Origin of the sequence: Pantoea eucrina (genome assembly GCF_001691555.1) — a bacterium.
Classification (GTDB): Bacteria; Pseudomonadota; Gammaproteobacteria; order Enterobacterales; family Enterobacteriaceae; genus Pantoea; species Pantoea borealis.
The window spans coordinates 1,108,142-1,119,797 of sequence record NZ_MAYN01000008.1 but is presented as its reverse complement, the minus strand read 5'-3'; the positions used below and the strand labels follow the sequence as shown (position 1 = coordinate 1,119,797).

18 protein-coding genes are annotated in these 11,656 nt (G+C 54.5%); 1 reads left to right on the top strand and 17 read right to left on the bottom strand.

Annotation, left to right across the window (positions count from 1 at the left end; all coding sequences use genetic code 11):
- Positions 1-11: 11 nt before the first annotated feature.
- A complete protein-coding gene (locus tag BBA90_RS11435; protein WP_065649244.1) occupies positions 12-380 on the top strand; it encodes a hypothetical protein in 369 nt (122 codons plus the stop codon).
- 7 nt (positions 381-387) lie between these two features.
- Here the strand turns inward: BBA90_RS11435 and BBA90_RS11430 are convergent, their stop codons facing one another.
- Genes BBA90_RS11430 through BBA90_RS11350 form a run of 17 tightly spaced genes read right to left on the bottom strand, consistent with a single transcriptional unit; the run spans position 388 to position 11,647 of the window.
- On the bottom strand, positions 388-729 hold the full coding sequence (locus BBA90_RS11430) for a hypothetical protein (RefSeq protein WP_065649243.1): 342 nt from the start codon (positions 727-729) through the stop codon (positions 388-390).
- Positions 729-1,730, bottom strand: coding sequence for a phage protein (locus tag BBA90_RS11425; protein WP_065649242.1), 1,002 nt, complete (start codon positions 1,728-1,730; stop codon positions 729-731). Before BBA90_RS11425 ends, BBA90_RS11430 begins: the two co-directional genes overlap by 1 nt.
- A gap of 2 nt (positions 1,731-1,732) precedes the next feature.
- Positions 1,733-2,038 carry a phage baseplate plug family protein gene (locus tag BBA90_RS11420; protein WP_065649241.1) on the bottom strand — a complete coding sequence of 102 codons (306 nt, stop codon included), beginning with the start codon at positions 2,036-2,038 and terminating at the stop codon, positions 1,733-1,735.
- Positions 2,035-2,610 carry a phage baseplate protein gene (locus tag BBA90_RS11415; protein WP_065649240.1) on the bottom strand — a complete coding sequence of 192 codons (576 nt, stop codon included), beginning with the start codon at positions 2,608-2,610 and terminating at the stop codon, positions 2,035-2,037. Before BBA90_RS11415 ends, BBA90_RS11420 begins: the two co-directional genes overlap by 4 nt.
- A complete protein-coding gene (locus BBA90_RS11410) occupies positions 2,610-4,535 on the bottom strand; it encodes a hypothetical protein (RefSeq protein ID WP_065649239.1) in 1,926 nt (641 codons plus the stop codon). The genes BBA90_RS11415 and BBA90_RS11410 overlap by 1 nt, the downstream gene beginning before the upstream one ends.
- The gene (locus tag BBA90_RS11405; protein WP_065649238.1) at positions 4,532-4,681 is read right to left on the bottom strand and encodes a DUF6889 family protein; all 150 of its coding nucleotides are present in this window, start codon (positions 4,679-4,681) and stop codon (positions 4,532-4,534) included. The genes BBA90_RS11410 and BBA90_RS11405 overlap by 4 nt, the downstream gene beginning before the upstream one ends.
- A gap of 35 nt (positions 4,682-4,716) precedes the next feature.
- Positions 4,717-5,163, bottom strand: coding sequence for a phage tail assembly chaperone (locus BBA90_RS11400; RefSeq protein WP_065649237.1), 447 nt, complete (start codon positions 5,161-5,163; stop codon positions 4,717-4,719).
- Positions 5,164-5,166: 3 nt separating this feature from the next.
- Positions 5,167-5,607, bottom strand: coding sequence for a DUF3277 family protein (locus tag BBA90_RS11395; protein WP_065649236.1), 441 nt, complete (start codon positions 5,605-5,607; stop codon positions 5,167-5,169).
- A gap of 10 nt (positions 5,608-5,617) precedes the next feature.
- Positions 5,618-6,763, bottom strand: coding sequence for a DUF3383 family protein (locus BBA90_RS11390; RefSeq protein WP_065649235.1), 1,146 nt, complete (start codon positions 6,761-6,763; stop codon positions 5,618-5,620).
- 3 nt (positions 6,764-6,766) lie between these two features.
- Positions 6,767-7,324, bottom strand: coding sequence for a phage neck terminator protein (locus BBA90_RS11385; RefSeq protein ID WP_065649234.1), 558 nt, complete (start codon positions 7,322-7,324; stop codon positions 6,767-6,769).
- Entirely contained in the window at positions 7,305-7,688 is a 384-nt protein-coding gene (locus tag BBA90_RS11380) for a head-tail adaptor (protein WP_065649233.1), read from the bottom strand. The genes BBA90_RS11385 and BBA90_RS11380 overlap by 20 nt, the downstream gene beginning before the upstream one ends.
- On the bottom strand, positions 7,675-8,169 hold the full coding sequence (locus BBA90_RS11375) for a hypothetical protein (RefSeq protein ID WP_065649232.1): 495 nt from the start codon (positions 8,167-8,169) through the stop codon (positions 7,675-7,677). Before BBA90_RS11375 ends, BBA90_RS11380 begins: the two co-directional genes overlap by 14 nt.
- Positions 8,166-8,570, bottom strand: a complete 405-nt coding sequence (locus BBA90_RS11370) for a DUF4054 domain-containing protein (protein ID WP_065650464.1) — start codon at positions 8,568-8,570, stop codon at positions 8,166-8,168. Before BBA90_RS11370 ends, BBA90_RS11375 begins: the two co-directional genes overlap by 4 nt.
- Entirely contained in the window at positions 8,536-8,916 is a 381-nt protein-coding gene (locus BBA90_RS11365) for an STY1053 family phage-associated protein (RefSeq protein WP_065649231.1), read from the bottom strand. Before BBA90_RS11365 ends, BBA90_RS11370 begins: the two co-directional genes overlap by 35 nt.
- Positions 8,917-8,953: 37 nt before the next feature.
- Positions 8,954-9,892 carry a DUF2184 domain-containing protein gene (locus BBA90_RS11360; protein WP_065649230.1) on the bottom strand — a complete coding sequence of 313 codons (939 nt, stop codon included), beginning with the start codon at positions 9,890-9,892 and terminating at the stop codon, positions 8,954-8,956.
- A 14-nt stretch (positions 9,893-9,906) separates the two neighbouring features.
- Positions 9,907-10,401, bottom strand: a complete 495-nt coding sequence (locus tag BBA90_RS11355; RefSeq protein ID WP_065649229.1) for a structural cement protein Gp24 — start codon at positions 10,399-10,401, stop codon at positions 9,907-9,909.
- A gap of 10 nt (positions 10,402-10,411) precedes the next feature.
- Positions 10,412-11,647, bottom strand: a complete 1,236-nt coding sequence (locus tag BBA90_RS11350) for a DUF2213 domain-containing protein (RefSeq protein WP_065649228.1) — start codon at positions 11,645-11,647, stop codon at positions 10,412-10,414.
- Positions 11,648-11,656 lie beyond the last annotated feature (9 nt).

Here is an 11,656-nt window from a genome sequence, read left to right as displayed (position 1 = left end):
CAGGTGCCACAATGCCCAAATTTGATATAACCATCGAGATGTCTCCGGAGGTGAGTAAGCAAATATTGCCTGCCATTCAGGACGAAATTGATGAAAGTGAATACAGGGTGAGCCGTAAAGTTTTTACTTGTGATGCCATAGATGCTGGATCAACCTTGCTTTCCGTTACGATAGCTATCGCCTCGTCGGGCGCTGCATTTCATGCCATAGGGAATATTATTAGCTCTTGGATTAAAACGCGAAGTTCTAAGACTTTGAAGATAAGCGATGGAACCAAAAGCATAGAAGCTTCCAACCTAAGTGATGATGAGGTTAAAAAGCTTATGCAGGAATATAAAAAAATCGTGCTTAATGACGATGGTGATAACGGCGAAACCTGATTTTATATCACTTTACCCGTTTGCAATCGAACGAACCAAACACTCGGGGCTGATCCATGTTGCTGCGAACTGCCTCAACGTTAAGAATGGCCCTTCCATTGCGCTTCACATAGTCCATGCCAAACCAGCCGGGGGCATCGCTACGCTGTACCATCCACTGCATTTTGACATTTTCGTAATCGCCATCTGCTTTCAAGAAAGTGAACTTTTGGCTTTCTGGTTTGACTCCATTAATGCGCGCCCAACCGTCATTGGCATCACTTGTTCCTAATTTAAATGGCCCACATTGTGAGTCGGCAAAAACCGAGCCAGGTAAGGTTAAAATAAGCGCGATTACTACGCGTATCATCAATATGTCCTATTCAACGATGAATTTGTTTGAAGATCAGCAGAACCGCGAGCGATGCACATCAAATCCATGTACCACGGCTGACCTCTGGTATCGCCAGTATAATCTATAGCCGATACGATATACACGCCGTCCGCAGCAATACTTGCGGGCTGTTGCAGCGTTCCATTCACCGTCAGATTGCCATTGGTGTTACTTTCGCTGGCTCTGCCCGGCAGTGTTTTAACCTCATCCGCTGACAGGCTGGCGCGATACACTGACGCCTGGTCTATCTGTACCAGACCCTTAAGCTGAATATTAGGGTTGATGAGGCAGCGCACATTTACCCCGCCGCCCATCGTCTGCTGCGGCATGCCAATCAGCCCGGTATCGCTGTTCAGAACAATAGCGTTCTGCACATACTTATCGGTAGGCACCATTTGCGCCTGACCGGCGACCAACTGCCACGTTGCGCCGCACTGCGCGGCCACGTTATCCATTACGTCGCGGGACGACTGGTAAATAACACGCCCTCGCGGGTAGACAGTTGTGGGCATATCGCCGGTAATGCCCTGCGTCACGCCGTACGGGTTGAAGCTCTCCATAGCAGCAGAATGCACATCCGCCACCGTGTAACCGGCTGCAAGAGTTTTGGTAACACTGGCGTTCATAAACGCCTGATGACCGTCTACCGCCTGAATCAGCACCCAAGTATCGGTCGGATTGTCACGCCCGGTGACAGTAAACCGAATGTCACCGCTAAATATCTCCCCGAAGTTCTGATCTGTTGAGTATCCCATGCCATCATAACCCGCGATGATTTTAATCTTCGCGAACTCCTGCCCCAAAATGCGTGATGCAGTATCTTTAGACAGGTTGTAAATCCGCACCATCGCCACGCGCGGCCAGCGGGTATCTGTCCAGGTGATGTTAAACACCACCTTGAAGTCGCTCAGGCTGATGCCGTCGCCCTTCTCGGACAGTATCTGCAGCTCGAAATGGCGCATCCAGTTCTGTGACATGCTTACTCCGTTACCACCAGCAGGTGGCTGTTGATGCCCAAATCGATTTTAGTCGGGTAATCCTGCGCCGGGTCGTCACACACTACAGCCAGGCCAAAGCCCAGATTAAGGTATGAGAACTGCGCCAGCAGGTTTGCGCCAGTCACCAGAGGAATGCCGGTAACGATGTCCGCCCCGCTACTGTCCTGCAGATCGATAATCCAGCCGGCATCATCGCGCCACAGCGTCTGAATTAAATAATTGACGCCGTTAATGGCGGTATTGAATTGCTGGTTATCGGGAGTAAGCGGAATTTCAGCAATATTCATAAGCTCCACCACCAGGCAACTTTTTGCAGGAATGAGGCATCATCACCGGGAATTGTTGATTTAACACCAGAGTTCTGTACCTCTGACGTGCTTACGCCCTGAGACATGTCTGTCTTGTCAGCCACCGTAACGCTCTGAGTCGAAGTAATCAGCACCTCTCTCAATGTCAGGGTAGCCGCCAAAACGTTCTCGGTTGTTTTATCAGTAGTCACATCCAGCACGCGGATCAGCATATTGCTATAAAGACGCTTGCCGGTAGTTACGCTGAAAGGAACGCGGCTGCGCTGCAGGTCAATCAGCTCCTGATACGTCTCTTTCGGACTGAGGCCAAGGCTCAGACCAATTGCTGATGTATCGAGCAAATCCAGCAGCGAGCCGCCGCCAGCAAAACCTACCTCCATCACGACTTCGGATGGCCGGCGGAAGGCATGGTCAGCCACCGGCGCTTTGTCTTCTACCGGATGCTCGGTAATTTCCAGCGTGTCACTGTGCTTTTCCGAAATCACCACATCCGGCACAATCAGGCCAATCTTTCGGCTCTGCAGCGAAAACAACGTTGAAAGAATATCCATTAGCGTGGCCCTGTTGCCATTGTCTGACTGAATCGTGAGTTAACAGATATCTGCTGTTCGGCGACCGCTTTGCCAGCCTGCCCCGGGTCGGAAACCCCATGCATGTGAATGTTGGTTTCCTGATGGATAACGGGAGCACCACCGGCAGCGCGATTAACCAGCTCGGATGGATAGATATTCCTGCCGTTCTCATGGCGGATAATTCCATCCATCAGCTGTGAAAGCACCTGAGGGTTTTGGAGGTTTAATGCAGCATTCGGGTTTACACCAAGCTTTGATGCTATGGCATTCACATATGCGCCGGTATTGTTTTCGGATGAAGGAGCCCACGTTGAAATGATTCCCTGAACCGTGTTGATGCCGCGCTGAGCATACAGGGTTAGCTGGCGAGCCATTGCTCTGAGACCATCGTAAGCTGTCTCAAACTTCGCAAATCGTCCGCCCGGCCTTTCGAGCGACGCACCCGCCTGACCCACGTAATTCAGGTTACCAGGATTATTGTTCCGCTCTCCGCGCTTCAGATCGCCACCAGCATCGTCGCCTGTGAAATATTGCCCAATGCTGCGCGGGTCGAACCCCGTTTTGCCTTTAATCCAGTCAGCCACGCCATTGGCACTGCCGGATACCTGAGGCATAGCATCGGAACTACCCTTCTGCTGCATTATCTCGCGACCAATCGAGTAGGCATCCTTCCAGCGCCCGTCCTTAATCGCATTCAGAAGCCTTGCAATACCATCCAGCATTTTTGCCAGGCCGCCAAGGTTCTCCGTCAGGTTGCTCAGGTCCCATTTGGCTGACCATGTTTTCGGGTCGATACCCAGCAAAGACATTACGCGGTTTTTCAGGTCATCAATTGCCTTAATGGCATTGGTGATTTCCGGCTCCCACTTCTTCCAGTCGATGAGGGACTTGCCACCTTCTTTCCACGTTTTGTAGTCGTCGTAAAGCGCGAGAATGGCAACGCTAAGGGCGGTGATTATGCCAATAGGCGACATAAGGAATGCGCCGTTCAAAATGCGCCAGGCGATTACCAGCGCGCCGAATATCTCAATCAGACGCTGCGTGGATTTATCCAGCGATGACCACCAATCCATGATGTCAGCACCGGCCTGAATCAGCCGGTAAACTATGCGCCCGATTACTTCAGCCAGCCAGAGAATCCCCTTTACGCTGCTGGTGATCACGCCTTCTATTTTGGGGAAATTATCAACCACCTGTTTACGCAGGTTATCAATAGAGCCAGACAGGCCCTCAGCCAGATTAGAGCCTATCTTATCTCGCGCCATTCCAGCCATCTGGCCGAAAGAACTTAGTGAGGTGATGAACTTGTTAGAGCTTACTGCAGCCTGATCCGCGTTATATCCAATAGCTTTCGCCATCTGCGAATACTGAGCGCTGAACTGCCCTATCCCTCGCCGCATCGCCATCAGCGTGTTTTCATCAATGCCAAGCATCTGCGCATACTGGTTGGCGCGATAGTACGGCATACTGCTGAGACGCTGACCAACGCCCGTAAATACAGACGCCATATCCAGCATATTTCCCTTAGCGTCGCGGGTCTGCACGCCAAGGCGATTCAAAAACCCTTCCGCGCCGGGACTGTTGCGTACGAAGCGCGCCAGACTCTCGAGCGATGCGCGCGCACCATCAACCGTGCCGCCCATCTGAGAAACGGCATAGCCAATCTGCTGGATACCTGCGACTGTTGCACCGGTACGCTGTGACATCCAGTAAAGGTTATCCAGCGCGCTGGCAATTTTAGCAGTGTACGCCACGACAGAAAGCGCTGACGCCTCAACCGCTGCGCCAAGCTTTACCACCTTCAATGTCGTGCCGGCCACAACCGCATCGAACTTGCGCGCCCCCGCCTCATCAATCTGGAAGCCAAGAGAAACAAGGAAGTCTTTGATCGTTTCAGCGTTCATTGGTTGTCCTGCTCCCAGCGACGTATGCGGGCATTGTTATCCGCTTTGAGGTCCAGCCAGTCGTTCATTCTGGCAATGTCCGCGAGGTCAATCGACCCGTCTTTGAGCGCCGCATAGCTGATATACCCGGCATCAACCGGGCGCATCAGATAATCTTCGCCGTCTGGAAGGGTGTCGAGTGTTAACCCGCTGGCGGGGGCTGCATCTCGCTGGCGGGGGCTGCGGGCAAAAAATTTCCTAGGCTGTCACCTACCACGCGGCCAACCATCTGCAGCATGCTCATCAGGTCGATGTCATCAAACATCAGTTCGCCCGACTGCATAACTGCAGCCCATCCTTTGCCGTGATTGCGTGAAACCACGGACAGGCACGGGAAGATGATCGCGTTGGTGTCTTCCTCCGTCATGTCAGCCAGTTTTTCTGCAATCTTCGGCAGCGCCTTTTCGAGCACGCCATAAACTGCCTGCGGGTCTGCATCGCCACCCTCTTTCGGCAGGGCATCTTTGATGCTCTGCATGTCAGGCATGATGCCGGCGAGAACCGGCAGTAACTTACGGGTGACTTTAAGCTGATCAAACACGCTCAGTTGTTTGGTGCGGTACTGCACCCCTTTTATTTCAAATTCCATCCGTTAAAACTCCCCGAGAACCTGGTCGATTTTACCGCAGTCGAATACCCACGATTTGGTGTTGCCAACCTTTGCATCGTTGTGGTCTGGCTGTTTCTGGAACGCCACGGCGCGGGCGGTTGTGATGTCGCCTGAAGCATGGTTGCGCAGCACGATTACGTTGTTGCCCCACAGCGCAGAAGACTGGCTCTGTGCGTTGTACATCAGAGACAGCTTTTTGTTGACCGGGGATGTTTTCAGCAATGTGACGGTCATAGTGCCGCTCTTGCCCGCGTGCAGGCTGTGCATCACTTCACCGTCAGCGCCGATGGTCATGGTGTTTTTGGATTCCGTCATGGTGACGGTGATACCTTCCTCGGAGTTGGCAGAACCATACCCAAGGTCAATTGATCCTGTCGGCCCGCTAAGGGACGCGACAACGTCCATAAAGCTATAAGTCGCCATTTATGCCCCCTTAGCGAACAACGTTGATCTGAACGTCGGCGTAGTGAACCGCGCCGGCCAGTTTGATTGCCGCCTGGATAAGCGGTGCTTTGCGCGCCTCACGGTCGGCCTGCGCCTGAGAGGACAGCGGCTGCGCATAGACGTAATAGCCCTTCGTCAGCGTGTCGCCCGCCGTGATTTGCCCGATATCGCCGCCATTCCACACACCTGCCGCAACCAGCCCATTGGAAACAGCCTGGTCAAGCGACTGCTCTACGTTTGACAACAGGCGCGTGATACCGGCCTCTGTCTGCGGAATTTTGGTGGTAGAGGTGTAAAGCAGATTGAAGAGATTGGTCTGCACGTAGTTCTGCAGCCAGTCCAGGCCATGGCGCTCATCGAAGAATTCGCCGTTTGACATCACACCCTGCTGCAGGATTGCTGTGTCGTTCGCGTAGTACACGTAGACGTTGGCATTTTTCGCATCGACCGCGGCAGCCTGCGAGCTGGTCAGGGTTTCATACGTTATGCCTGGCTCAGTTTTAAACTTCAGAGTGAGCGTGGTGTTGTTGCCGGTAAAGTTGACCGTGAATGCACGACCAAACGCGGACAGCGCCGCATACTTGCTCTTCGCCGAATACTGAACAAAGGTACGGCCATAGCCCGCGGCTTTTAGCGTTGAGGCAATGTCAGTAGTTGAGGCTGAGTCGATAATACCGGAGTCGTCGGACGTTACGGCAAACACGCGGCTGAGGCTTGACGCCTGAATAGCCGCGGCGGTAGCGGTAATTTCTGCCGGGGTGAGGTCTTCATTGTCGGCAATGCCCAGACCATACCAGTTAGTGAATTGCAGAACAGCGCTGATGGCCTGCGCCAGCGTTTCTTCAGCACCTGTCTCTGCAGCAGCCAGAGTCTTTGCCCAGCGCCCTACATAAACCTGCTTCGGCTGTGGTGACTGTGAAAAATACACCAGCGCGGCAGCATACTCCGGGCTGTCCTCACCAAAATCGGCGCCAATATCTTCCGATCCGGTATACTGACGGATGCGCTCTGACACAGGGATAACCGTAGAGGTGCCGAGTATGAGCAGCGAGCCAAAATTACGACCCGTCGCCGCAGTGGGCGACATGATCACATCAACGTTTACAACGTTGGATACAGGTAAGCCCTGTGCCATAGATTAATCTCCAAAGAATGATACTGGCGCGCTGACCAGAGATTTGATGCCGTAATCGCGGATAACTTTGCGGCGCAGGCGCACGGTAATGTCGTACCGGCGCACCCACTGGTTATTGATGAGCTCAGGGAAGGCGGTCAGTTCACTGTAATCAGCGAGAGACAGCGCGTTTGTTTTCAGGGCTTCATTGTTCTGCTCAACCGTCAGCCCGTCACGGAGCAGCGTCGCGATGGACTGGCTTTGCGGGCCGTAAAACGAGGCAAGCGTTTCGATCACCTCATGCCGCCACAGCTGATTACTGTCATCGGTCTGCCGTACGAATGCGGGGCCATCGTCAACTGTGAAGCCGATAATGCCGAATCCGCACCAGTTCACGTCCGCCGCTGGAATTGCTGCCTGCTTCTCTGTCCAGCGCGGGCGCACCATCTTGGCAGGCAGTCCAGACAATGCCCGCACCCACTGGCTGAGTTCGCGCTCCAGCGTTTCATCGTAGGACTGCGGCGCGCTGACGGGCGTCAGATACCCCGCCGATGTGCTGCTGTTACTCACGCGGGCCTCCATCAAACGGCTGTAGCTCACAGTGCGCCTGCACAAAGCCGGCACCATAGGCTGTGTAAGGATCGACGAATGTCACGCGATAGTCGCGGCCTCGATATGTCACGATGTCGGCATCAATGCCGGTGTTGCCGCTGCTCAGCCGGTAGGTGGTGACTATCAGGATTGCGCCATTAATCACCTGCCCGGCCTGCATGCGCCGGGCTTCCAGTGAGTGGTCAACCGTCACCACACCGCCGAACGGCGTTTCTGTGGTGATGTTTTTGGGAAAGCCATCCTCATCGACTGTCTGCTCATTGCGTGTTACCACGAGCGTCGTATCGAGAAATTCAGGCGACAGCAGAACATCCGTTACATCAAGTGTCGGCATCTTTATCCCTCGCAACGTGCGTGATTGAACGGCGGTACTCGCCGGTGTCGATAAGTGGCTTGTTGCCGGTGCGCCCCCGGCGGAGACGGCTGGTGATAGTGGTATCTGCCAGGGGTGTAAATCCGGTAATGGTGATGTAGCGCTTCACCCCGTTAGCCGCTATCGTTCCGGCGCGGTCGAGGGACGTCATCGCCCCTTCCGCATTACCTTCCAGCGCCTTCTGCGCGGCCGCCTTCAGGTGAGGCACGAAATCCTGCTCGACCGACTTCACGCCGGGCTTGAGATGCGGGCGCGGCGGAATGTTTTGCGCCGGCGATCCGCTCTCGTTGATGTACCCGATGCCCGCATTTCCGAACTCACCCTCATCACGTGCATCTTTCGATTCAGGTATGCCCACCAGCACATCCCTGTTTGTCAGGGCTTTAAGAGCATCCAGAATGCTCTGCGCATTATCAGCCCGAATATTCAGACCTGACCTCACAGCTGAATCCCCCCGTAACCAAAGAGCATCAGCATTTGCCAGAACTCCGCACCGTAGCGCGAGAAATTCCAGAAGCCCGCGTCAGCATTAAGCGTTGAGCTGTTGTCATAGCTCACGCTGACTTTGTCGACGGACTTGGAAGCAACCACGCCGCTGGTAGAGCCACCAGCACCACCCAGTGCACCAGCAGCTGAGTCAGCACCATGCAGCACCATGTAATGCGCGACAAACAGCTCGGCCAGATAAGGGAACATATCCCCCATGGCTGAGCCGTCGATCATTGTGTCTGCAAGGTTGAGGCGGAACTGGATTACTGCATCGGGGTATTTGGTGGTGTCATCGAACTGAGGGAAGTCGCGCCGAAAATCACTTACCGCCGGCAGGTTTTTGTTTCTTGCCATCAGCATCACCTTCCGGCGGTGGTTCATTGACAGGCACCTGTAATGCCGCAAGCTGCGCGGTCAGATCAGCAATTGCCTGGTCTTTATCAGCAACTGACTGCTGCAGTTCACCATATGCCTTTTCTTTAGCATCCAGCTGCACCGTCAGGCTGTCGATCTGCGACTGAAGCTCTTTCGTGTCGGCACTGGACTTTGCCTTGCCGGTTACATCAGAGTGTGCGGTAACAAACCAGTGATCGGCCACCTTGTCATCAACGGTATGCTCGCCTGCTTCAAAGTGCTGACTGGTGCCGTCTTCGAACTGGAAATCGAACGGGGTATGGACGCGAATCGTCTTCTTAGCCATTTGCTGCTCCTGTTGGCCCCTTGCGGGGCCGGATTGGTTAGATGCCGTCCAGATACGCCATGGTTTCCGGGTATGGTGACTCAACTGCACCCAGCTTGCCGTAGTAAGTGGTCAGCTGGTAAATACCGCGGTACTGCACCGGCACGCTCAGCAGCGGAACCATCGGGAAGCGCACATACTTTTTGTCGTTGGTATAAGCAACCATGCGATCGGTACCGCCAACGCCTGCACCTTCCAGCCATTTAACGGCATAGATGCTCAGTGGCACGCCGTTCTGATGGAATGCGATGGTGTTGTTCTGCAGGTAGGTCAGCAGAGACTGGTTACCGGCGTCAGATACGATACGCTGCGCCAGCAGCGCGAACGCTTTAGGCGGCAGGCGCAGGTCACGCGGTACCAGCGTATAACCCGAAGCTTTCCATGCATTGGTCAGCAGCGTGTTGATGGAATCCAGAATCTCGGCATTAGTCGAGTTGGCCCACGTTTTCACTGCGTTGGTGACAGACGCGCCGGCGTAGTTAAACAGACCTTTCACACCCAGCTGACTGTCACCTCGATAAACCTGCTCGTCGGTGTCCATGTTCCATTTCAGCTGCATTGCATCGTATTTCTGGGTGTCAATCGGACGGCCGACTTTAGCGGCGGCGGCCAGTTCAACAACAGTCCAGCCCAGCTCCATGCCCCACAGGGACAGCGGAAAGCCGGTTTTTGCGATATCGACGCTCGGGCCTGCGATGGCAGTAGAGTCTTTGCCGATCCAGTTTTTACCGTTTGGATTCGGCGTGCCCGGCGCAGCAAAGGTCGAGTTGGTGAAAGAGCTGATGTCGTCAGCGATAGACACGTCTTCGCGCAGCTGAATATCGCGCGACCACGTGTAACCGACCAGCGGCATGTTCAGTTCCTGATCGAGGCGCTCAAGCTCGCCAACCAGGAAAGCGCCAGTACCGTCAACGGTGGCTTGGTCAAAAGTAAACATATGCAGCGTTTTCCTTAAATGTTGTAAGCGATTTCAGCGTTGCCATCGGCATCGCCTGCGCCAGTGAAAGTAGCGTTAGGCAGTTCGACGGTTTCGTCGGTAACTTCCGCGCCCAGAATTGCACCCAGCGGGCTCGCGTCGGTCGGGTTAGCGTTACGCACATAAACCGGCGCGCCTTTGGTCAGGTTCACTGCAGTGCCGCCGATATTCACGGTCATATAGCCGCGCTTCATCACATCACCCGTGAAATTCTTGCCAGCACCGACCTGACGTACCATGTCAGGCGTTGAGGTGGTTGGGTACGGGCGCACGTACAGGCCGGTAATCACTGTGGCTGCATCATCCGCCGCCAGTGGGATGAATTTGCCATCAGCGCTGTCTTTACCAGCAAGACCATAAGCGCTGAAAGTGTTTGCCGAATTCAGAATCACCGGCTCGGTGGTCAAATCCTGAGGGCGTGAGATAGCCCCGGCGATGCCTACTGGCATCCGGTACAGTATTGAAGGCATTGGTTATCCCTTATTTATTCCAGTGGGCGGCGAATGCCTTATTCAGGGCAGCCGGAGAGTTTTTGTTAGATGCGTCGTAGAAGTTTGAGCGGCCATTAGGTGCCGGCACGTTGTTGCGCGCTTTAGCGATTTCGCTGGCAGACACAAACACCGCATCTAGCGTTGCTTTGGGCATTTTTGCGAAGTCAGGAGACACGCCCACCAGCGGAGACAGCAGCGCCTGACCGTCTGGCGTTTTGAATGCCGCATCCATTGTTGAGCGCTTGAACGCCGCCAGCTTGCCGCCCTCCGGCAGCTTGACGCCCGGCAGAATCAGCTCAGCACGCGCCACCACACCCTGATGATAAGCAGCATCGGTCGTTGCGCGGGTCTTCTCTTCTTTCTCTTCCGGATCATCGCTGTCGACGGTTCCAGTCGAGGCCGGGTTAATCAGCTGCTGAACCAGCAACGTCAGTGCGTCAACTTTCGCCTCTAGCTCACTGTTAGTCTGCGCACCGCCTTCGCCGTCATCGGTAGTCAGGCCGCCGAGCGGCTTTTCAGGTGGCAGTGGTTGCGCCGGGTTGATTGTGATATTGAGCGCGCGTAGCAAATCCAGTTCCGGCTCAATCAGTTCTGCGGGAGCGTTATCAACCAAGTCTTCCATGGTGGCGGAGTCCTTGGTTTTAATTGCCCGTTTCAGCTGGGTAAGCCAGCCCTGTGTTTTATTTGCCATTGATATGCTATCTCCAATTGAACAGCGAATACCTGCACGGCCATTTGGCACGCCCGCACAGTGGTTACCGATAATTGAGTGCTGTCGTGCCTGACCCGGGCCTTTCTGCTCGTAGTCGGCGTCGTAGCCCATAGAAATCTGCTCGAGGCCGTTCATTACCTGCTGGATGGCTTCGGCGGTTTTGATGTGAATGTCGCCCAGCATCAGATCTGACTGGTCGCCGGTGCCGCGGCGAACGTTCTGAATATGCCCGTGTGCGTAGTCTTTCCAGTTGCCCGGATTGACCATGTCTTTCGGGTGGCCCAGCGTGAAAGCCATGCCTTCGAAGGAGGCGAGCGTTTCGGGGCGGAACACTTCGTCAGCGTCGCGAGTGACGACAATCTCGCCATCATCGTCACCGACAATGCCAGGCAATTCGCTTTCGTCGTAAACCTGTGCACCGGTGCGGGCGATCGGGACGTCTTTGCACAGCAGTGAGCCATCGGCCATCTCAAAACGAGTGTTTCCGAGGCGGGTGGTGAAGAAATATTGCATACGTCTTCT

Bases quoted from the DNA above. Each gene is read 5' to 3' on its own strand.
- BBA90_RS11360 (WP_065649230.1), bottom strand. From the start codon at position 9,892: ATGTTTACTTTTGACCAAGCCACCGTTGACGGTACTGGCGCTTTCCTG.
- BBA90_RS11405 (WP_065649238.1), bottom strand. From the start codon at position 4,681: ATGCGCCCGGTTGATGCCGGGTATATCAGCTATGCGGCGCTCAAAGAC.
- BBA90_RS11430 (WP_065649243.1), bottom strand. From the start codon at position 729: ATGATACGCGTAGTAATCGCGCTTATTTTAACCTTACCTGGCTCGGTT.
- BBA90_RS11425 (WP_065649242.1), bottom strand. From the start codon at position 1,730: ATGTCACAGAACTGGATGCGCCATTTCGAGCTGCAGATACTGTCCGAG.
- BBA90_RS11415 (WP_065649240.1), bottom strand. From the start codon at position 2,610: ATGGATATTCTTTCAACGTTGTTTTCGCTGCAGAGCCGAAAGATTGGC.
- BBA90_RS11395 (WP_065649236.1), bottom strand. From the start codon at position 5,607: ATGGCGACTTATAGCTTTATGGACGTTGTCGCGTCCCTTAGCGGGCCG.
- BBA90_RS11365 (WP_065649231.1), bottom strand. From the start codon at position 8,916: ATGGCTAAGAAGACGATTCGCGTCCATACCCCGTTCGATTTCCAGTTC.
- BBA90_RS11385 (WP_065649234.1), bottom strand. From the start codon at position 7,324: ATGGAGGCCCGCGTGAGTAACAGCAGCACATCGGCGGGGTATCTGACG.
- BBA90_RS11370 (WP_065650464.1), bottom strand. From the start codon at position 8,570: ATGGCAAGAAACAAAAACCTGCCGGCGGTAAGTGATTTTCGGCGCGAC.
- BBA90_RS11380 (WP_065649233.1), bottom strand. From the start codon at position 7,688: ATGCCGACACTTGATGTAACGGATGTTCTGCTGTCGCCTGAATTTCTC.
- BBA90_RS11400 (WP_065649237.1), bottom strand. From the start codon at position 5,163: ATGGAATTTGAAATAAAAGGGGTGCAGTACCGCACCAAACAACTGAGC.
- BBA90_RS11350 (WP_065649228.1), bottom strand. From the start codon at position 11,647: ATGCAATATTTCTTCACCACCCGCCTCGGAAACACTCGTTTTGAGATG.
- BBA90_RS11410 (WP_065649239.1), bottom strand. From the start codon at position 4,535: ATGAACGCTGAAACGATCAAAGACTTCCTTGTTTCTCTTGGCTTCCAG.
- BBA90_RS11390 (WP_065649235.1), bottom strand. From the start codon at position 6,763: ATGGCACAGGGCTTACCTGTATCCAACGTTGTAAACGTTGATGTGATC.
- BBA90_RS11435 (WP_065649244.1), top strand. From the start codon at position 12: ATGCCCAAATTTGATATAACCATCGAGATGTCTCCGGAGGTGAGTAAG.
- BBA90_RS11355 (WP_065649229.1), bottom strand. From the start codon at position 10,401: ATGCCTTCAATACTGTACCGGATGCCAGTAGGCATCGCCGGGGCTATC.
- BBA90_RS11420 (WP_065649241.1), bottom strand. From the start codon at position 2,038: ATGAATATTGCTGAAATTCCGCTTACTCCCGATAACCAGCAATTCAAT.